The organism is Paraburkholderia caffeinilytica, from assembly GCF_003368325.1.
GTDB classification, from domain to species: domain Bacteria; phylum Pseudomonadota; class Gammaproteobacteria; order Burkholderiales; family Burkholderiaceae; genus Paraburkholderia; species Paraburkholderia caffeinilytica.
Map to the genome: position 1 here is coordinate 774,301 of NZ_CP031466.1, position 19,903 is coordinate 794,203.

Below are 19,903 nucleotides of genomic sequence, written 5' to 3' on the forward strand. Positions count from 1 at the left end.
TGCAAGGAGAATCGACGTGAAGTACGTGCTGCGTGTCTTCGATACCAGTGGTGCGGTCCAGACGCTTCGCATCGATAGCGATTCTTCGTCGACTGCGGCATCGCTTGCTCGGGCTCGCGGCCTTCGCGTCGTATCGGTTCGTGCCGATGCGGGCCGGCGGCGCGACCGGAAGAACTGGATGGCGCTGCCCGGCGGCAGGTTCAACGTCGAACTGTTCGCACGCGAACTCGCGGCATTGCTCGATGCAGGCGTCGGCGTCGTCGACGCATTGCGCACGCTCGGCGGCAATGAGCGCCGCGAGGCTTCTGCGCAGGCGTACCGCGAACTGTTGCGGCTGCTGGAAGAGGGGCAGTCGCTCTCCGCGGCGCTCGAGCACCAGAGCCACATCTTTCCGCCGGTGCTTGTCGCCTGCGTGAAAGCCAGCGAGCAAACCGGCGGCCTCGCGGATAGCCTGACCCGCTACTCACGCAACAGCGCGATGCTGCACGAACTGCGCGGCCGGGTGGTGTCGGCAGCGATCTATCCATCCGTTCTGCTACTGGTCGGCGCGGCGGTCGTGCTGTTCCTGCTGGGTTTCGTCGTGCCGAGATTCGCAACCTTGCTCGAGCACAGCGGGCGTGAGCTCCCGCTGCTCTCGCGCATGCTGATCGCGTGGGGCAGCATGGTGCACGCCCATGGAGCGGAATTGAGCGTGAGCCTCGCTGTGCTGGCGGTGGCGGCCGGCTTTGCATTGCGCAGGCAGGTGGTCCGCAACTGGATTTCCGATCGCATGCTTGCGCTGCCCGGCATCGGGCAACATTTCCGCGTTTTTCGCCAGTCGCAGTTTTATCGCACGACCGCGATGCTGGTCGATGGCGGTATTCCCGCCGTGCGCGCGTTCGACCTCGCGCGTGGCCTGGTTGGCCGCGCGGACCAGGTCGCACTCGCAGGCGCCTTGCAGCAGGTGCGCAACGGCACCCGGATCTCCGACGCGTTTCAGCAGGGCGGACTCGCCAACCCGATTTCCTATCGGCTCCTGACGGTGGCGGAGAAGACCGGCGGTCTTGGGCCTGTTCTGGACAGAATCGCCGCGTTTCAGGAGGCGCAAGTGTCTCGCACCATCGATCTGATCTCGCGTTTGATCGAACCCGCGATGATGATTTTTATCGGTGTGGTGATCGGTGGGATTGTCGTGCTGATGTACATGCCGATTTTCGAAATCGCGTCGAGCATCCAATAGACCTTCCTGGAGAAAACTCGTGGATACCGTCAGCACGACTCCGGCAAGCCTCAATATCGAACCGCGTGTCGAACCGCGTGTCGAACCGCGTGTCGAGTTGCGCGACGCACTGCGAACGCTCGGCGAGCGGCATGGGTCCGGCATTCGCGCGCTGGAGGAGCTGATGACGCAGACGGCACTGAGCGCGGACGAAATGCGCACTCAACTGGCCGCGCAATTCCGCATGAAACCGGTCAGCATGCGCGAGTTGAGTCAGTACGAACCCGACTTCGACGTCATTTCGTTTGTCGAGGCGACGACCCGTTTGTGCATCTGTTTTCGTGAGGCGAGCGGTGCAAGCAGTGCAAGCGGTGCAAGCGATACAAGCGGCACAAACGGCACAAACGGCACAAACGGCACAAACGGCACAAACGGCACAAACAATAGCAAGGGCCTGCTGTTCGTCATCGCCGATCCGCTCGATGCGCGCACGCGCGGCTGGGTCGAACACCGCATGCGCTCGCGGCCGATCGTGCCGTACAGCTGGGCGCTCGCGAGCGCGGGAGACATCAGCGCGTATCTGGCCGTGCGCGAAAAGGACGTGCGGGCAATGGACTCGCTCGCGTTCGACGATCCCATCCAGCGCGCGGTGGATCAGTCTTCGCTCGCGTTGACGCTGCAGGGCATCAGCAGTGACGACAGCCCGGTGGTGAGGCTGCTCAACTCGACGATCTATGACGCGCTGAAGATGATGGCAAGCGACATCCACCTCGAGTGCCGTGCCAGCGGGTTGATGATCAAGTGCCGCGTGGACGGCGTGCTGACCGTGGTCGGCCGTGTCGAAGGCCGCGATGTCGCGGACCAGGTCCTGTCGCGCGTGAAAGTGATTTCCGAACTCGATATCGCCGAGCGCCGCGTTCCGCAGGACGGGCGTTTCAAGGCGCAGTACGCGGGACGTGATATCGATTTCCGCGTGTCGATCATGCCGAACCAGTTCGGCGAGGACGCGGTGCTGCGGATCCTCGATCGCTATCAGCTTTCGCAAGCCGCCGGCGGTCTCACGCTCGAGGCGCTGGGTTTTCAGCCCGCCGATACACGCTTCATGCGCTCAATAGCGTCGATGCCGTACGGGATGCTGCTCGTGACCGGGCCGACCGGCAGCGGCAAGACAACGACGCTCTACGCGATTCTCACCGAGATCAACAACGGCCTCGAGAAGATCGTGACGATCGAGGACCCGGTCGAATATCAGCTGGGCGACATCCTGCAGATTCCGGTCAACGAAGCGAAAGGGCTGACCTTCGCGCGCGGACTGCGGTCGATCTTGCGGCATGACCCGGACAAGATCATGGTCGGCGAAATCCGCGATCCGGAAACCGCGCAAATCGCCGTTCAGGCGGCGCTGACCGGTCACCAGGTGTTCACTACCGTGCACGCGAACAACGTGTTCGACGTGATCGGCCGCTTCACGAACATGGAGGTCGATCCGTACAGCTTCGTGTCCGCGCTCAACGGCGTCGTCGCCCAGCGTCTCTTGCGGCAATGCTGTCCGGATTGCACGACCGGCGAGTCGGTGGACGCGGACACGCTGGTCCGTTCGGGCATCGATCCGGATACGGCGGGCAGCTACCTGTTTCATCGCGGCACCGGCTGCGCGGCGTGCCGCGGCAGCGGGTATCGCGGACGCCGCGCAATCGCGGAAGCTTTGCGCATGAACGACGAGTTGCGGCAACTGCTGTCCGAGCGCGCGCCGCTCGGGGCTATCAAGGCGGCAGCGATGCGCTACGGCATGCAGTCGCTGCGCACCGCCGCGGTCGAACTGGTGAAGCGCGGTGAAACGACTCTCGAGGAGATTAACCGTGTCACGATGGTTGAATAGTCCGGTTGCAATCGGTGTCGGCACGCGTGAGATCGTGGTCGGTGCGCGCGCCCCGCGGCTGTTGCGGCTGCGCAAACCGGCAGTTGCCGCCGAGCCTGCGAGCGTTGCGATTCCCGAGGCGCAGTGCTGTACGGAATCGGGCGCACTCGATGCGCTGCGCGCAGCGCTTGCCGACACGCTCATCGCCACGTCCGGTGCCGACGCCGCGCCAGTGCCGCAGGAGGTCGTGCAGAAACGCAGCGCATATATGGTGCTGGACGATTTCTGGGGCAATCACGCGATCTTGCGTGGCGATTTCCGCACGCTGCGCGCGCGCGAACTCGAAGAGATCGTGTTGGCGCATTTCACCGATACCTACGGGATCGACGGCGCGTCGCTGGTGGTGCGGTTCAGCGTGCAGCGCGGCGGCCGGGCTTTGTTTGCCAGCGCGATGTCGCGCGCGCTTCATGACGGTATCCATGACGTGAGCGCGTCCGAACATGTCGAGATTAGCCGCTTGAGGCTATGCCTTCCGGAGATGCTCAATCGCATCGGCGACGCTGCCGAAGGCGGCGAGGCACTGCTTGTGTTCGTCGCGGACGAGTTGATGCAGGCCGTCATGACCGAACAGAATCGCTGGGTCGCCTACGATGCACAGCGCCTGTTTCCCGGTGATGCGGGCGACGCATCCCGGCTGGCCGATCTGGCCGAGCAGTTGTTCGAACGCTCGGCGACCCGAATGAACTTGCGGCAGGGCGACTGCAAGATCTATCTGTTCGGCGTCGAGACCGAACTGGCGCCGTTCGAAGCGCGTTTCGCCACGGTGATCCGGCAGGCGCTGCCGGTGGACAGCTCGCCCGCGCATCGGCTGATGGAGTGTGCGCAATGACTCCGCACCTTAACCTCGACTTCAGCCGCCGCCGCGCCCCCGCCGCGATGGGCGGCGTGATCCTGTTGTGCGCCGCTGCCGTGTTGTTGCTCGCAAGCGGTGCACGGCTCTGGCATGCGTACGCGGAAAACGATCGCGCGCAGGCGCAACTGGAGGCCGTCCGGCAGCAAACAATGGCAAGCCGGCATGTGGTGAAGGCGCCGCTGACGCCGGCCGCCAGGCTCGCGGAAAAGCAGAGCCAATCGGTTCTGCGGGAGCTGACCGTGCCGTGGCAGGACCTCTTCTCGATCGTCGAAGACTATCCGGATCACGATGTCGCGCTGATCGGCATCGATCAGAACCCCGGGCAAAGCCAGATCCGTATCACGGCCGAGGCGAAGAATTTCGACGCGATGATTGCGTACCTGAAGTATCTGCAGACCAGCGTGCTGCTGCGGGAAGCCGTGCTCAACGATCACCTGATCGAGCCGAACGTGCCGGGCAAACCGGTGCGTTTCCAGATCACTGCCGTCTGGAGGAAGTCATGAAAGCGGACCAGTTACAGGACCTGCTGTTGACGCTGCGCTTCGAGATGCAGCGCTCGTTCGGCTTGCCGGGACTGCTCGGCGCGCTGATGATCGGCGCAGCCGCCATCGTGTGCGCCTCGACGCCCAGTGTGGATTCCGGAACGCGCGAATTACGTGAGATGCAGGACCCGGCGCGAGTCGCGCGGACGGCGAACGCGCATCGCCCTGCCGGCGAGCGCGGCGTCGCGGCGGATGCGGTGCCACTCGACACCTTGCCGGGACTGTTTCCGGGTTTCACGCAAAGCGCGGACGATATCGCGGCGATACTCGCGCAGGCTCGCGACAGCAATCTGACGCTCGGCTCCGCCGAATACCAGGTGACGACGGAGGCCGGCGCGCCCTTTACGCGGTATCAGGTTTTGCTGCCTGTCAAGGATCAGTACAGTGCGATCCGGCGTTTTCTCGCGGCAGTCCTGAACAATGTGCCTAATGCGGCACTCCAGGCGATCCACGTCGAGCGTCCTGCGGTCGACGGCAACATTCTCGATGCGCGGGTCCGCTTCGAGCTTATCTATCGGACGGCGCAGCCATGAAACCCGCTCTGGTCAATCGCGTTCGAGCTCATCTATCGGACAGCGCAGCCATGAACCTCGCGCTGGTCAAACGCCTTCGAGCTCATCTGCCGGACGGTGCAGCCGTGAAGCCCGCGCTGGTCAAACGCGTGTTGCTGACATGCTTCGGGATCGCAGTCATAGGGCTCGGGTATCGCGCGCAGGTGGTGGCGACCCAGACGCCGGTGGTGCTTGCCTCGATCCACGAGCAGGGACATGACGACATGCGGGCGGGGCCTGCTTCCGTTCATCACCAGTCGTCCGCATCTGCCGTACCCGTAACCTCGCGGGAAACGGCTGCTGCTCCGGTTTCCGCGCGCCGCGCCAACGCCGCCAGCGCCGCCAGCGCCAGCAGTGTCGCCAACGCCAGCAGTGCCAGCAGTGCCAGCAGTGCCACCAACGCGAACCCGGCGATAACAGCAACGCCACGTGCAAAACTGATCGCCCTGCGCGCGCCTCTGTCGGTCGACTCGGCCAACAATCCGTTCGCCGCTTCTTCCTGGCTTCCGCCGCCGCCTCCTGTCGAGGTGCCGGTCGTACCCGAGGTGCGCGCACCGGCGCCGACTGCGCCGCCCGTGCCCTTTACTTACCTGGGCGAGCTCGATGCGAAAGCCGCGAAGCCGCAGGTATTTCTCAGCAACGGCGACCGCTTGCTGATCGTTTCACCGGGTGAAGTCGTCGATAACCAGTACCGAGTCGAGTCGGTTTCCGAATCCGACGTGGTGCTGACCTATCTGCCGCTCAACCAGACGCAGGCCATATCCATTCCAAGAGAGGCAAAGTAGATGAAAACCTCACGCACACGGGGTGCGAGCCGCATTGGGGACAGCGGCCCATCGAACCATCTCTCGCCACCTGTCCCGTTCCGTGCCCAGCGCACGCCCACTGGAGGAGGCGCGAGAAAGCGTGTGCTTGCGATCGCCATCTCCATGCTTGCTGTCAGCGGGTGCATGCACGTTCCGAATCGGCAGGACGATCCGACCGACGCCGAGGTGAAAATCAACTATCTGCACGACCGCAATGATCAGGTCAACGCGCTGCTCGATCAGGCCGACCAGTTTCGTTTGAGCTACCAGTTCGACGCCGCGATCCAGAAGCTCTATGCGGCAAGCCAGATCGATCCGACCAGCGAGCGCGGCCGCAAGATCGGCGCGCTGATCGACCAGGACCGCCGGGATCTCGCGACCCTGCAGGAAGCGGACCGCATGATGAAGCGCGGCTCGTTCGGACCCGCGGCCGATCGTGTGCACCGGGTACTGTTGGCGAATCCGACCAATCCATTGGCATTGCAGATGGAAAAGGAAATCAACGACAAGATCCGGCTGCAACGCGCGGACAAGGAGGAGCAGCTTGCCGCTTCGTCGATCATGCGCACGCCGATCACGCTGCAATTTCGCGACGCCAACGTGCGTATGGTCTTCGAAGCGTTGTCGCGCACCTCGGGACTGAACGTCATCTTCGACCGCGACGTTCGAGCGGACCTGAAGACGACAATCTTCGTGACGAACGCTTCGCTGCAGGACACGGTCGATATGATCCTGATGCAGAATCAGCTCGACAAGAAGCAACTCAATGCGAATACGCTTTTCATCTACCCGGCGACGCCGGCCAAGCAGCTCGAATATCAGGAATTGAAGGTACGCACGTTCCAGTTGTCGAACGTCGAAGCCAAACAGGTCCAGTCGCTGCTGAAGAGCCTGCTGAAGATCAAGGAAGTCGTGATCGACGAGCGCGCGAATACCGTCACGATCCGCGGCACCCCGGACACCATCAAGGTTGCCGAAGAGATGATCGCCGCGCAGGATTTGCCGGAACCGGAGGTGATGCTGGAAGTCGAGGTGCTGGAGGTGTCGCACGAACGCCTGTCCAATCTCGGCATCGAATGGCCGAACTCGTTCACGATGTCGACGCCGTCGACGGTGGACACGTGGGGCGCGTTGCACCATCTTCCCCTCAATGCGCTGAATGTCAGCGGTCTGTCCGCGACGGCGAACTTCAAACTCACCGATACCGACGCGAATTTGCTGGCGAGTCCACGTATCCGGACGCGCAACAAGGAGAAGGCCAGGATATTGATCGGCGACAAGCTGCCGGTGATTTCGAGTTCCAGCACGCCGAGCACGAGCGGTCCGTCATACACGCAAATGATTCAGTACATCGATGTCGGCATCAAGCTCGAGGTGGAGCCGCAGGTCTATCGGGACGGCGATGTCGGCATCAAACTGAATCTCGAAGTCAGCAATATCACCAATACGATTCAGAGCGGCAACTCGCAGACAGGTCTGAGTTCGCTTGCTTATCAGATAGGAACACGTAGCGCATCGACAAGCCTGCGCCTCAGAGACGGCGAAAGCCAGATCATGGGCGGGCTGATCTCCGATCAGGACCGCAAGTCGGCCGACAAGGTGCCGGGCCTCGGGCAGTTGCCCGTGCTCGGGCGCCTGTTCTCGGATCACAACGGCGACCATGTGAAGACGGAGATCGTGTTGCAGATCACGCCGCACATCGTGCGGCCGCAACTCGCGGCGGATGTGGACACGCAGGAGGTCTGGTCCGGCACCGACGTCAACGTGCACGCCGACCAGCTTCGGCTCGACCCCGTCATGGCCGCCGCGGCGGTGCCCGGAGCGGCGCCCGTGAAGGCGCTGCCCGGCAACGTAGGCGGTGGCACGGTTGGCGGCAAGCCCGCTCAGGCGGGCGCGGCGGCGGGCAGTTCGACGACGGTGCCCGCGACCGGATCGTTTGGGCAACTGCCGCCGCCGCCGCGCACGACGCCGCCGCCCGCGCCGTACGGCGGACGCTTCACGCCGGCGCCGTCGGCCGCACCTGCGCCGGTGCCGGTGCCCAATGCGCCGCCGGCAGCGGAGCAGGCGGGAGGCGAGGCCGAGCAGGGCGGCGCAGCAAACGCGGCGCAGGCAGCCGCCCAGCCGCCGGCGCCTGCCCAGCCGGCGCCCGCACCGGCGCCTGCGCCCGCTCCGTCGATCCTGCAGATGCCACCGGGCGACATGGGGAACGAGAACCCGCTTCGCTCGATTCAGAACGGGTATTGAGCCGTGGCCATGCCGACGAACACGGTCCGCTCGCGTGGCGCAAACCAGCTCGATCAACGTGGATTCACGTTGATCGAGCTGGTGATCACGCTCGCGCTCGTGTCCATCCTGGCGCTCGCGATCATGCCGTTCTCGGAACTGATCGTGCAGCGCGAGAAGGAGCAGCAGTTGAGCGCCGCGTTGCGCGAGATTCGCACGGCGCTCGACGCCTACAAGGATTCGAGCGACGCGGGTTTGATCGACAAGGAGGCAGAGGCGTCCGGCTATCCGCCTTCGCTGACCGTGCTCGTGACAGGCGTGCCCAACGCGAAGGATCCGAAAGGCAGTCTGTTGATGTTCCTTCGCCACGTGCCGCGCGATCCGTTCTTTGCAGGCGAGCCGGATACACCCGCGGAAGACACCTGGAACGTGCGGTCCTATGGGGTGCCGCCGGATCAGGCGGGGGCCGACGCGCCGTCAGGAAACGATCAGGCCGGCAAGGATGTGTTCGACGTGTCGTCGAAATCCGATCGCGCCGGCATCAATGGCGTTCCGTACAAACAATGGTGACGTGCATCATGAAACCCGCTCGTACGCGCAAGTCCCGCGGTTTTACGCTGATCGAACTGGTTGTCGTGATGGCGATCATCGGCCTGCTTCTGACCATCGCGCTGCCGCGCTATATGCACAGCATCGAACGCGGCAAGGAGCAGGTCCGGCAGCAGAACGTCGCGGTGATGCGCGATGCGATCGACAAATACTACGGCGACAACGGCCAGTATCCGGACACGCTCGATGAACTGGTGGCGAAGCATTATCTGCGCGCGGTTCCGGTCGATCCGGTCAACGGCGACGACAAGTGGGCGGTGGTCGCCTCGCCCGACGAAACCAAGACGGGTGTGTACGACGTCGTGCCGGCGAGCGGTGCGCAAGGCACGCCTGCCGATCCAGCGGGGGCGGCCAAGTGAGTCGCGGCGCTTTCCCGGCGCGAGGCGTCGCGTGCATGAAGCGGACTGCGCGGCATCGAGCCTCGCCGTGCGCCGCGCGCCAGCGCGGGCTCGTGATGCTGGCGCTATTGATTGCGCTGATGCTGATGTCGATCGCGTTGGCGGGCGCACTCGACGTCTGGTCGCTGGAACGGCGGCGCGAGCAGGAGAAGCAACTATTGTTCGCCGGCGATCAGTACCGCCAGGCGATCGTGCGGTATTACCGCGTTGGCCGCGTCTACCCGGCGTCGGTCGACGATCTTCTGGACGACGCGCGCTTTCCGGTTCCGATGCATCATCTGCGTCAGGCATACCCGGATCCGGTCACCGGCAAGACAGATTGGCTTTTCTTGCGGCAGGGCGATCGCTTTTATGGCGTGTATAGCAGCTCGGAGGCGCAGACCATCAAGCACGCGGAGTTCCCGCGGCGATATGCGGACTTCGAAACCGAGCAGACTTACGGCGGGTGGAAGTTCATCTATCTTGCTCCGGGGCTGCGCAGCACGCCGACTAGCGCCGTTACTACATCGCCCGGTCGTCCGGTGCTGACCATCAATCCACAAAATGGCGCGGGACTTCTTCCGTCGAGACGGATGCGATAGCAGTTCAGACGCTCGAAGCGAAGCAGCAGACGCCTGAGAAACCGCCGCCCCAAAAGAAAAACGCCCCGCAGGGCGTTTTCCATCACCTCGGCACAGCAAGGCGCTCGCGCGCCTCGCCGACAAGGCAAGACCAGACTCGCTTAGAACTTGTGACGGATACCGACACGGAAGGCCAGCTGGTTGTCCGAACCCGTGCCCGACGTGCTGAAGTAGCTCGTGCTCGAACCGATCTGCGCCTGCAGATTCGTCTTGCCGACCTGGCCTGCAGCGATCTGGTAGATACCCAGTGCATACACGTCCGTACGCTTGCTCAGTGCGTAGTCGATGCTCAGGTCCGCCTGGTTCCAGTGGCCCGTGCTGGCATCGCTCAGGTGCATGTACGTGTAGCCTGCGCCGGCCGTCAGTGCCGGCGTGAACGCGTACTTCGCGCCCGCTTCGTATGCCGCAAACGTGGTCGAGCTGCCCGAGATCGGCTGGAAGCGCGTGTTCGTGTACAACGCCCACAGCGTAGCCGCGCCGATCGAGTAACGGCCGCCGACGCCGAACGTGCGCAGATCGCGCACGGTGCCGGTCGTCACGTTGGCGATAGCCGTCGAGAATGCCGGGGTTGCCTGGCTCGGGAAACGGATGTCCGTGTACGCTGCGCCGACGCCGAACGGGCCGTTCGCGTAGTTCACGCCGAAGCTGTAGGCACGCGACGAACCTGCGACCGGTGCCGCGGCCGTGCCGGTTGCCGGTGCGCCGGCGAATGCGCCAGCCTGGTTCGAGAAGCCGTACATCGCGCCGAAGGTCAGGCCCGCGAAATTCGCGCTGCTGAACTTGACTGCGTTGTTGATACGGCTCGACGTCAACTGGTCGACGTCGTTGATGTGGTAAGCGTAGTTACCCGCGACGGTTTGGCCGCCGGTCGAGTAGTTGCCGCCGAGGTAATCCGTCGAAAACGAATACTGGCGACCGAACGTCAGCGAACCGACATTGTTCTGCGACACACCGACATACGCTTGACGGCCGAACAGTGCGCCGCCCTGGCCGAGCGTGCCGTTGCCGCTGTTGAAGCCGCTTTCCAGCACGAACAGCGCCTTCAGGCCGCCACCGAGATCTTCGGTGCCGCGCAGACCCCAACGGCTGCCTTGAGCAACGCCGTCGTCGTACTTGAAGAGGTTGTCGTGACCGGTGGCGGTCTTCGAGTTGTTCACGTAGCTGATACCGGCATCGATCAGGCCATACAGCGTGACGCTGCTTTGCGCGTGGGCGGCAGTGGCGAAGACGGCGAGCGTAGCGGCGGTCAATACTTTCTTGTTCAAGGCACTTCTCCGATTAAAAATTAAGCGATCGTCACGCCTTACTCTTTGGTAAGGTCGTGCGATGGCCCGAAATTTAAGGGAACGCAGAGTAAGGCTTGTGACAGCTTTGCTTATTTTTGGAATCTGTCGCTCCGGCGCGACACTGACATAGCGTTGCGCGTTGAAATCGCGCAAGGCACGCCGCTCATAAGCTTTCTCCAGATCGTGCATATAAGCGTGTGAAAAACGATTGGTTTTCGGGTGCATCGGCTGCATGCGACGATCCGCGCCTATCAATCGGAATCGTTCGAGGGGAAACGCATGCAACGCCGTAAAATCATCCAGAATCTGCTCGCTATCGCCGCTGTTTCGCTCACGGCAACGTTTGCGCATGCCGACGACAAACAACTCAGGATCGGCACGATGAGCGGTCCTGATGCGCAGATCTGGTCGGTCGTGACCAAGGTCGCGGCGCGCGAAGGGCTGAACGTGAAGGTCATCGAATTCAACGACTACGTGCAGCCGAATGCGGCGCTCGACTCCGGCGATCTCGATGCCAACGGTTTCCAGCACCAGCCGTTTCTCGATAGCCAGATCAGGCAGCGCGGCTACAAGATCGTCAACGTCGGCCTGACCTACGTGTCGCCGATGGGCTTCTATTCGAAGAAGCTCAAGTCGCTCAAGGACTTGCCGGAAGGCGCGAAGGTCGGCATCCAGAACGATCCGTCGAACGGCAACCGCGCGCTGCTGCTGTTGCAGAAGTACGGCGTGATCAAACTGAAGCCGGGCGTCGGCACGAACGGCGTCAACGCCACGCCGCTCGACGTCGCCGGGAATCCGAAGAAGATCAAGCTGGTCGAACTCGACGCCGCGCAATTGCCGCGCGCGCTCGACGACCTCGACGCGGCGTCGATCAACACGGACTACGCGGTGAAGGCCGGCTTGCAGCCGACCAAAGACGCGATCGCGATCGAAGACCTCAAAGGTCCGTACGCGAATCTGATCGCCGTGCGCGCGCAGGATCGCGACAAGCCGTGGGTCAAGAAACTGGTGGCGGCATACGAGTCGGATGAAGTGCGCAAGTACATCGACACGCAGTTCAAAGGGGCGATCATTCCGGCTTTCTGAGCGGGTTTGATAGGCGGCTTTCCGTCCGCCTCCGAGCAAGCTGTTCTTTCGCAACAGGCGCGTAAACGCAGAACGCCCGCTGACATAGCGGGCGTTCTGCGTTGCAGGCACAGCTTCCGTTCATCAATACATGGAAGCGCGGCCGCAGTGGTTCCTCAATTGCTCAACAACGATCCGCTTCTGAATGCCTTCGCACCGGCAATGCGCGCGAATTCCAGCCCGGCCGTCGCGAAGCGCGTCAAATGCCGCGCATACAGCACGCCGGCCACGCTGCTCTTCAGCGTCACCACACGATCGGTCAACGGGTCGACGATATCGGCGATCTCCTGGCCGACCTCGACCCAGGTGCCGACTTCGCAGCGATACACGAGCACGCCGCTGATCGGTGCGACGATCGGCTCGGCGCCGGCCAGAGGCGTGGCGGCGAATTCGAGCGCCGGCAGCGGCGCCGCTGTGCCGTCGATCACGCCACGCGAGGTCAGGTATTCGACGATCGCCTGGGCGTCGCGCTCCGCGTACTCGTAAGACACTTCGCGCTGACCGCGCAGTTCGATCGTGACCGAGACCGAGCCGTTCGGAATCGGAAAACGGTCGCCGTAACGGCCGCGCAGATCCGACCAGCAGAAGCTATGGATTTCGTCGAACGGATTGCCCACCGAATTCAACGCCAGCAGCGAAGCCTTGGCGTCCAGATAACAGGCGAGCGGCTCGACTTCCGGCCACAGGTCCGGGTTCGTGTAGAGGTGCATCGCGGCTTCCCAGTCGCAGTGCAGATCGAGCACGACATCGGCGTCATACGAGAGTTTTTGCAGCGCCAGACGTTGTGATTCGAGTTCGGTTGCCGGCTTTTGCGCGTCGAGCGCTTCGCGCATCGCCGCGCGGATTGCCGTGCGATTGGCGTCGACGTTGTCGGTGAGGCGCGCTTCGATGCCGGGCTCAATCAGCGCCGCCAGTTCGTAGAAATTGCGGTTGAAGTTCTGCGCGCTGTTGGTCTCGAAGCGGCCTGTCAGGTGGCCGAGAAAGTGCTGATTCAGACCGATCGGATTGGCCACCGGCACGATCACGACTTCGCCGCGCACCTTGCCGGCGGCTTCCAGCGCGGCGAGCTTGCGGCGCAACGCCCACGACACCAGCATGCCAGGCAGCTCGTCGGCATGCAGCGACGACTGGATGTAAATCTTCTGCCCGCCGCCGGGACCGTAGTGAAAACTCGTCAGATTACGGGCGGTGCCGAGCGTCGGGGCAATCAGCGGATGGGTTTGGGTTTGCATGGTCTTCAAATCCGCGGGCAAGTGAGGCGTGCCGCGCTATGTCGTTGATTACAGGGGGAAAGGGGGCTTCAAGCTTAGTATTCGAACTGAATTATTGGCGGGCGGGTTCGCGGCGTCTCGATCGCACGATCTTAGCCGATATGACGCAGCGCGTGGTCTGATGCGGCATTGTCCGGAGCGCGTGCGGTACACGCGGCAGGTTGGGGGCGGCTCGATCGCACGCCGGGTTGCGCGCTAAAGCGGTCCCACAAACGAAACGGGCTCCGCGCGATGCGGAGCCCGTCCTTGCAAACCGGCAAGCGCGTCGTCAGACGCGCGTGGCTGGCTTAGCCGCCGTACACGTCGAAGTCGAAGTACTTCTTCTCGAGCTTCTTGTACGTACCGTCCTTGATGATGTCGGCAATTGCCTTGTCGACCTTCGCCTTCAGATCGGTGTCTTCCTTGCGCATGCCGATGCCTGCGCCGTTGCCGAGGATCTTCGGATCGTCGAGGTCCTTGCCGACGAAGTCGAAGCCCGCGCCGCGCGGCGTCTTCAGGAAGCCGATGTCAGCTTGCACGGCGTCTTGCAGCGCAGCGTCCAGACGGCCCGACAGCAAGTCGGCGTAGACCTGGTCCTGGTTCTGATACGGCACAACCTTCGTGCCCTTCGCTTCCCAGTACGTCTTTGCGTAGGTTTCCTGGATCGTGCCTTGCTCGACGCCAACCGACTTGCCCTTCAGCGAATCGGCGGTCGGCAGGATGCCCGAACCCTTCTTCGCGACGAGGCGCGTCGGCGTGTTGAACAGCTTCGACGAGAAGGCGATCTGCTCGGCGCGTTGCGGCGTCATGGACATCGACGACAGCACGCCGTCGAACTTCTTCGCCTTCAGGGCCGGGATCATGCCGTCGAAGTCGTTTTCGACCCACACGCACTTGGCTTTCAGGCGCGCGCAGATTTCATTGCCGAGGTCGATGTCGAAGCCCGCAAGTTTGCCGTCCGAACCCTTGGACTCAAACGGGGGGTAGCTGGCGTCAACGCCGAAACGGATAGTCGACCAATCTTTAGCGTGTGCGCCAATCGAGACGGTAGCAAGCAGAGCAACCGTCAAAGCCGCTAGCAGTTTTTTCACTGTTTTACTCCTCGGTGTAGTTCGAATACTCCCGTATGCGGTTGTGCCGCTGCGGGACGCCTGGCGCGACTTACGACCAGGCTTGGGTTGAAGCTGCCGGCCGGGGCGGCCAGCAGCGCGCGCCAAGCTTATCAGTTCAAAAAGATTGGGTAGTTAGTGAAACACCGGATAGCGCAAGGGAATAGCTTTTAATGCCTGAATGTGGTGAGGGGATTCGATAGGGTTCGGTGGTGTCGTCATGCTTAATGCATGGCTCCGAGCATGGCTCCGAGCATGACCCCGAGCATGGCCTCGAAAGCCGCTCGTTGCCCTGTAACGAGGTCGTAATGAAGTTGGGAAGTTGGCGAATCGCGCCGCGTTGTCCGGATACGTTGCCGGATGTGTTGTGCCGTCAAAACCGGCATTCGAAAAAGCGCTATTTACCACTGCCTATTGCGGAATTTTGCGGACTATTGCGGCGCCCTCGATTGTTTCAAATTGTTTCAAACGGCTGTCGACGAGTTAAAGATTTCGCATGAACGACCGTTAAATACAGATGAACGTATGTGTGAAATCAAGCCTGACCGATGGTTTTTCGCGATTGGGGCGGGGCCGGAACCAAAAATGCATGGCTTGGCGCTATGATCGACGCTCTGCACGCCTGCCTTCGCAGCGTACGTTCGTATCGGTATCTGTCTGAACAAAGTTATCGAGCACTACGCGAGCGCTACGCCCGCGATTAAACACCGCGCACCCGTTTGCGTTCGTCTTGATGGCCTTCTGCTAAGCGGTTGTATATGCACACGATTTCGATGGCAGACGACATGCGCTGTTTCAAACCATCGCTGCGGCGCCGGATTGCGCTCGCGGCGGCACGCGCGAAGTCGCTCTGCGGCGGCGGGGTTTCGGGTTTTTTGACGTTACTGATAAACGCCGCTTTCTGCGGTAGCCTTTTGTCTCCAGCACCCGTCGTGGCCGCCGACAAGGTTCTGCGAGTGCTGGCATGGCCCGGTTACGCCGACGCCGACGTCGTCCAGGCTTTCGAGGCGCGCTACCACGCGAAGGTCGAAGTCACGTTGGTCGATTCCGACGAGGCGCTATGGGCGCAAATGCATACCCAGCGTACGCCACAGTTCGATGTGCTCGCGGCGAATACCGCCGAGGTCCAGCGTTATACCCGCGCGAATCTGCTGGTGCCGCTCGATCTGGCCAGTTTGCCGAATACGAAAAAACAGTTGCCGCGGTTTCAGGCGCGGTCGTCGATCGAAGGGCTGACCTCGGCGGGCAATGTGTACGCCATTCCATTCACGTATTCGTCGATGGGGCTGATCTATGACCGCAAGCAGATCGCCGTTGCGCCGCGCTCGATGCGCGAACTGTGGAACCCGCGCTACCGCGGCAAGGTTCTCGACTTCAATAGCGCCCAGCACAATTTCTCGTTCACGGCGCTGGCGCTGGGCTATCCCCATCCCTTCCAGCTCGATGCCACGCAGATGCGCGTGATCGCCCACAAGCTAGTCGATCTGCGCCGCAATCTGCTGACCTACTACACACTGCCGGAAGAAGCGACCGCGTTCTTCATCCAGCACAAAGCTGCCTTGATGTTCGGCAACTATGGCACCCAGCAGGTCGAATCGTTGCGCCGCGCCGGCGCCGACGTGGGCTACGTGATTCCCGACGAAGGCGCGCTCGCCTGGCTGGACTGCTGGGCGATGACGCGTGCCGCGCAGGATCGTCCGCTCGCGCTTGCGTGGATCAACTACATGCTCGAACCGGACGTCAGTGCGTTGTTGACCCAACGGCAGGGGCTTGCCAACACGCTGACAGCACCGGCGGAGAACAGCGACAAGGCGCACATCGTCTGGATCGGCCCAGTGGAAGACATTCAGCGGCGCGAGGAACTGTGGAGCAGAATCGTGTCCGGCGACAGGTCGGAGCGTTTTTGATGATGCGCCCCGGCTTGACATTCAAGTTATCGATTCTGCTGGCGTGCATTGGCGTGCTCGCGTCCGGCGCGACCGGTTATTACACGTATCGCGCCAACCGTACGATGCTGGTGAACGAAGCCGGACACAGCCTGCTGACGTCGACGGAACTGCTGGGGCAGCGCTTTTCCGTGGCGATCGCCGACGTCGCCGCGGACGCGCTGGTGCTCGCGAGCTTGCCGTCTTTGGCGGACGTTGCGCAGACCGACAACGGCGTTGGCCCGAATGCGCCGCGCGAACAACTGGCGCAGGTGTATGCCAGCTTCATGGTGCACCATCCCGAGTACCTGCAAATTCGTTTCATTACCCGCAAGCACTACGGACTCGAGCTGATCCGTTTCGACCGTGACGGGGACGGCCTGGTGCGGGTCGAGGGGAATCGCTTGCAGGAAAAAGGCCAGTTTGCGTATGTGTTCGACACGCTGGCGTTCTCGCCCGGGCGCATTTACACCTCGCCGATCACAGTGAATCACGAGTACGGCGCGCATGCCGCCGAGGGCAAGCCGACGCTGCGGCTCGGCACACCGGTGGCCGATGCGGGTGGCGCGGTGGTGGGCGTCGTGATAATCGATATCGATCTGGCCGGCTTGCTCAACCGTTTGCAGAGCGATTTGCCGAGTGACTACCAGGTCTATCTCGCCAACGAGTGGGGCGACTTCCTGGTCCATCCGGATGCCTCGAAAACGTTCGGCTTCGACAGGGGGCGCCGCGTCCTGATGCAGGACAGTTTTTCCGCCACCCGGCCGCTCTTCGATCAGTCAAAAAGCGAAGTGCAACTGAACGGTCTCGTGCGGCCGGGACAGGCGGCCGGTCAGGTGCTCGCTTTCGTGCGCCGACCGTTCGGCGCCTCCGAAGGCAACCGTTTTATCGTGATCGGCCTCGCCAAGCCGCTCGACGACGTCTTGTCCGGCGCCACCCAGCTGGGCAACAGAATCATTCGCATGGTGTTGGTATTCAGCGTGTTGGCGCTGTTCCTCGCGATTCTGTTTGCGCGTGCGCTGACCAAGCCGTTGCACATTCTCGCGTACGCAGCGACGCATCTGTTCGCCGAGCACGCGATGGAAACGCTGCCACTCAAACGCACTGACGAGATCGGCGTTCTGGCGCGCTGCTTCGATCGTTTGCGCCGGGAAATCAAGTCGCAAATGGATGTGTTGCATAACAAGCAACGTGAGCTCGTGCATCTCGCCACGCACGATGGCCTGACAGGCCTGCCAAACCGGATGTTGTTCATGCAGAAGCTCGAGACGGCGATCGAGGAAGCGACGCAGCGTCAGGAAAGGCTTGCCGTGCTGTTCGTCGACCTCGACCGTTTCAAGCAGATCAACGACCAGTTCGGCCATTCGATCGGCGACAAGGTGCTCGCCTCGGTGGCGCAGCGGCTGAAGCAGGTGCTTTTCAAGGCGGACGTTGCGGCGCGGCTCGGCGGCGACGAGTTCATCGTGATGATCGAGGGGCCGCGCTCCGCCGAGGCCGCACCGGGAATTGCCTCGCGGATCATGGCGGTGTTGAACGAAGAACTGCTGATCGATGGACAACGCATGACGGTAGGCGCCAGCATCGGCATCAGTCAGTTTCCTGACGACAGCGCCACGGTGGAGGAGCTGCTGCTCCACGCCGATGCGGCGATGTATGCCGCCAAGGCCGGCGGACGGTGTGGGTATCTGCGCTACCAGGATGTGCTGGAGGCACAGGAGGCACAGGAGGCACAGAAGCGGGAGCAGGAGCGGGCGAGCGAAGGGGCCACGGAAGGCCGTGAAGCGGAGCCGACCGCCTGAGGCGCCGATGAGATGTCAATGAGACGCTTCGATAGAGAGCGCTGATCGATCGCAACGATGGAAAAAACCGGCATGCTGTGCCGGTTCGACGCCGCCAGCCCCACTATGCCGGCCATGCGCGTTTCCCCAACGCGCGGCTTCATTGCAATGCGGCGATGGCTCCCCGTGCGCCATTTTCGTGAAGCAACTGCAATGCGCGTCGAAGCGCTTTTCTGAACTCGGGCAGGGCCGCCAGATCCGCCGGAAACACTTCACGCACGGACAGCAATGCGTCCATCAGGGCCTGCGGCTCGCTCCGCGCGGATGCCGCGAGCGCTGTCAGTCTGCCGGCTAGCGGATCGCTGATTTCGTAGTGCGCGCCGTCGTCCGCATGGCCGCGCAAAAACATCATCCAGGCCGCTATCGCCAGCGCAAGACGCGTGAACGGCTGTCCCGCGCCGATCCGCGCCGCGATCGTGGCGAGCAGGCGCGGTGGAATCTTCTGGCTGCCGTCCATCGCGATCTGCGCGCAGCGGTGTTTCAGCGCTGGATTTGCGTAGCGCTCGAGCAATGCGTCCCGATAGGCGGGCAGGTCGAACGATGCAGGCATGGTTAGCGTCGGCGCGATTTCGTCCGTCATCATCGCGTGAATGAGATTGCGCAGGGGACGATGGGAGACCGCTGCGTCGATCGTGTCGAAGCCGCCGAGCATCGACAAATAGGCCAGCGTGGAGTGCGTGCCGTTCAGCATGCGCAGCTTCGCCAGTTCGAACGGCGTCACGTCGTCGACGAGTTGCGCGCCGACTGCGTCCCATGCGGGACGTCCCCCGGCAAAACGATCTTCAATGACCCATTGCCGGAACGGCTCGCACGGCACCGGCGCGGCATCCTCATAAACGATCGCGTGGGCCACGGTGACGCGTTCGGCGTCGGTGGTGGCCGGCACGATGCGGTCGACCATGGTCGACGGAAACGCAACACGGGCGGCGATCCAGTCGGCCAGCCCGGGATCGCGTTGCCGCGCGAACGAACAGACCACCTGCCGCAGCGCGGCGCCGTTGTGAGAAAGGTTGTCGCACGAAAGCACGGTAAACGGTTGACCGTGCGCACTGTCGCGCCGCTCGCGCAATGCCGCGACGAGGATGCCCGGCACCGTGCGCGGCTCGAGCGGGTTGGCCAGATCGTGCGCGACGGCGGGATCGTTCAGCGCGACCTCGCCGGTTTGCGGGTCGCGGCAGTAGCCTTTTTCAGTGACGGTCAGCGAGACGATCTGGACCAGCGGATCCGCGAGACGCGCGAACAGGGCGGCGCGATCGTGCGGCATGGCCAGCACTTCGCGCAGCGCACGCACGACGGTTACCCTGGCGCCACGCGGCCCGCGTTCAACCACGCTATACAGACCTTGCTGCTCCATCAGCGTATCGCGCTTGCCGACATCGCCTTGCAGCGTGACGCCGCAAATGCCCCAGTCGCCGCCCGCGGCAAGCATGGCCTCCTCCGTATAGAGGGCTTGATGCGCGCGATGGAAGTTGCCAATCCCCAGATGAACGATGCCGATGCGCGGCTCCTGCCATTGCGGCGACAACAGATGCGTCTGCAGCGTAGGCAGTGCTTGGCGGACGAGGCGAGGCAAGGTGGCTGCAGAAATCATGTGACGAAATCCAGATGGCGGAAGAAGGCGGAAAAGGCTTTGGAACGACGCCGCTCAGCGG

17 protein-coding genes are annotated in these 19,903 nt (G+C 62.8%); 13 read left to right on the plus strand and 4 right to left on the minus strand.

What is annotated here, in order from left to right; translation table 11 throughout:
• Positions 1–16 precede the first annotated feature (16 nt).
• From DSC91_RS03445 to DSC91_RS03490, 10 genes are read left to right on the plus strand one after another with little or no spacing between them, the layout of a single operon-like run.
• On the plus strand, positions 17–1,219 hold the full coding sequence (locus DSC91_RS03445; RefSeq protein ID WP_115776837.1) for a type II secretion system F family protein: 1,203 nt from the start codon (positions 17–19) through the stop codon (positions 1,217–1,219).
• A 19-nt stretch (positions 1,220–1,238) separates the two neighbouring features.
• Positions 1,239–3,077, plus strand: a complete 1,839-nt coding sequence (locus DSC91_RS03450) for a GspE/PulE family protein (RefSeq protein WP_373291909.1) — start codon at positions 1,239–1,241, stop codon at positions 3,075–3,077.
• Complete coding sequence (locus DSC91_RS03455) at positions 3,058–3,945, plus strand: hypothetical protein (RefSeq protein WP_167470486.1); 888 nt, start codon at positions 3,058–3,060, stop codon at positions 3,943–3,945. The genes DSC91_RS03450 and DSC91_RS03455 overlap by 20 nt, the downstream gene beginning before the upstream one ends.
• Positions 3,942–4,472 (plus strand): hypothetical protein, encoded by a 531-nt coding sequence (locus DSC91_RS03460; RefSeq protein WP_115776839.1) that lies wholly within the window; start codon positions 3,942–3,944, stop codon positions 4,470–4,472. Before DSC91_RS03455 ends, DSC91_RS03460 begins: the two co-directional genes overlap by 4 nt.
• On the plus strand, positions 4,469–5,044 hold the full coding sequence (locus DSC91_RS03465; protein WP_115776840.1) for a hypothetical protein: 576 nt from the start codon (positions 4,469–4,471) through the stop codon (positions 5,042–5,044). The genes DSC91_RS03460 and DSC91_RS03465 overlap by 4 nt, the downstream gene beginning before the upstream one ends.
• A complete protein-coding gene (locus DSC91_RS03470; protein WP_162831325.1) occupies positions 5,041–5,847 on the plus strand; it encodes a hypothetical protein in 807 nt (268 codons plus the stop codon). The genes DSC91_RS03465 and DSC91_RS03470 overlap by 4 nt, the downstream gene beginning before the upstream one ends.
• Entirely contained in the window at positions 5,848–8,112 is a 2,265-nt protein-coding gene (locus DSC91_RS03475; RefSeq protein WP_115776841.1) for a secretin N-terminal domain-containing protein, read from the plus strand.
• A gap of 9 nt (positions 8,113–8,121) precedes the next feature.
• A complete protein-coding gene (locus DSC91_RS03480; protein ID WP_115776842.1) occupies positions 8,122–8,661 on the plus strand; it encodes a type II secretion system protein in 540 nt (179 codons plus the stop codon).
• Between the two features lie 8 nt (positions 8,662–8,669).
• Positions 8,670–9,059, plus strand: coding sequence for a type IV pilin protein (locus DSC91_RS03485; protein WP_115779672.1), 390 nt, complete (start codon positions 8,670–8,672; stop codon positions 9,057–9,059).
• A 35-nt stretch (positions 9,060–9,094) separates the two neighbouring features.
• Entirely contained in the window at positions 9,095–9,679 is a 585-nt protein-coding gene (locus DSC91_RS03490) for a type II secretion system protein (protein ID WP_115776843.1), read from the plus strand.
• 140 nt (positions 9,680–9,819) lie between these two features.
• Here the strand turns inward: DSC91_RS03490 and DSC91_RS03495 are convergent, their stop codons facing one another.
• Entirely contained in the window at positions 9,820–10,983 is a 1,164-nt protein-coding gene (locus tag DSC91_RS03495) for a porin (RefSeq protein WP_115776844.1), read from the minus strand.
• 300 nt (positions 10,984–11,283) lie between these two features.
• On the opposite strand from DSC91_RS03495, the gene DSC91_RS03500 reads away from it, so the two are divergent.
• Positions 11,284–12,090 (plus strand): MetQ/NlpA family ABC transporter substrate-binding protein, encoded by an 807-nt coding sequence (locus tag DSC91_RS03500; protein ID WP_115779673.1) that lies wholly within the window; start codon positions 11,284–11,286, stop codon positions 12,088–12,090.
• Between the two features lie 155 nt (positions 12,091–12,245).
• Here DSC91_RS03500 and DSC91_RS03505 read toward each other — a convergent pair whose 3' ends face one another.
• Both DSC91_RS03505 and DSC91_RS03510 read right to left on the minus strand, forming a co-directional pair.
• A complete protein-coding gene (locus DSC91_RS03505; RefSeq protein WP_115776845.1) occupies positions 12,246–13,361 on the minus strand; it encodes a succinylglutamate desuccinylase/aspartoacylase family protein in 1,116 nt (371 codons plus the stop codon).
• 326 nt (positions 13,362–13,687) lie between these two features.
• On the minus strand, positions 13,688–14,470 hold the full coding sequence (locus tag DSC91_RS03510; RefSeq protein WP_115776846.1) for an ABC transporter substrate-binding protein: 783 nt from the start codon (positions 14,468–14,470) through the stop codon (positions 13,688–13,690).
• Positions 14,471–15,246: 776 nt separating this feature from the next.
• On the opposite strand from DSC91_RS03510, the gene DSC91_RS03515 reads away from it, so the two are divergent.
• Positions 15,247–16,395 (plus strand): ABC transporter substrate-binding protein, encoded by a 1,149-nt coding sequence (locus DSC91_RS03515; protein WP_115776847.1) that lies wholly within the window; start codon positions 15,247–15,249, stop codon positions 16,393–16,395.
• Entirely contained in the window at positions 16,395–18,212 is a 1,818-nt protein-coding gene (locus DSC91_RS03520) for a GGDEF domain-containing protein (protein ID WP_115776848.1), read from the plus strand. The genes DSC91_RS03515 and DSC91_RS03520 overlap by 1 nt, the downstream gene beginning before the upstream one ends.
• 139 nt (positions 18,213–18,351) lie before the next feature.
• Here DSC91_RS03520 and DSC91_RS03525 read toward each other — a convergent pair whose 3' ends face one another.
• Complete coding sequence (locus DSC91_RS03525; protein WP_115776849.1) at positions 18,352–19,842, minus strand: mannitol dehydrogenase family protein; 1,491 nt, start codon at positions 19,840–19,842, stop codon at positions 18,352–18,354.
• Between the last annotated feature and the right edge of the window lie 61 nt (positions 19,843–19,903).

Excerpts from the sequence above, each read along its gene's own strand:
- DSC91_RS03460 (WP_115776839.1), top strand. The coding sequence starts at position 3,942 with ATGACTCCGCACCTTAACCTCGACTTCAGCCGCCGCCGCGCCCCCGCC.
- DSC91_RS03520 (WP_115776848.1), top strand. The coding sequence starts at position 16,395 with ATGATGCGCCCCGGCTTGACATTCAAGTTATCGATTCTGCTGGCGTGC.
- DSC91_RS03470 (WP_162831325.1), top strand. The coding sequence starts at position 5,041 with ATGAAACCCGCTCTGGTCAATCGCGTTCGAGCTCATCTATCGGACAGC.
- DSC91_RS03475 (WP_115776841.1), top strand. The coding sequence starts at position 5,848 with ATGAAAACCTCACGCACACGGGGTGCGAGCCGCATTGGGGACAGCGGC.
- DSC91_RS03500 (WP_115779673.1), top strand. The coding sequence starts at position 11,284 with ATGCAACGCCGTAAAATCATCCAGAATCTGCTCGCTATCGCCGCTGTT.
- DSC91_RS03490 (WP_115776843.1), top strand. The coding sequence starts at position 9,095 with ATGAAGCGGACTGCGCGGCATCGAGCCTCGCCGTGCGCCGCGCGCCAG.
- DSC91_RS03525 (WP_115776849.1), bottom strand. The coding sequence starts at position 19,842 with ATGATTTCTGCAGCCACCTTGCCTCGCCTCGTCCGCCAAGCACTGCCT.
- DSC91_RS03465 (WP_115776840.1), top strand. The coding sequence starts at position 4,469 with ATGAAAGCGGACCAGTTACAGGACCTGCTGTTGACGCTGCGCTTCGAG.
- DSC91_RS03480 (WP_115776842.1), top strand. The coding sequence starts at position 8,122 with ATGCCGACGAACACGGTCCGCTCGCGTGGCGCAAACCAGCTCGATCAA.
- DSC91_RS03485 (WP_115779672.1), top strand. The coding sequence starts at position 8,670 with ATGAAACCCGCTCGTACGCGCAAGTCCCGCGGTTTTACGCTGATCGAA.
- DSC91_RS03505 (WP_115776845.1), bottom strand. The coding sequence starts at position 13,361 with ATGCAAACCCAAACCCATCCGCTGATTGCCCCGACGCTCGGCACCGCC.
- DSC91_RS03515 (WP_115776847.1), top strand. The coding sequence starts at position 15,247 with ATGCACACGATTTCGATGGCAGACGACATGCGCTGTTTCAAACCATCG.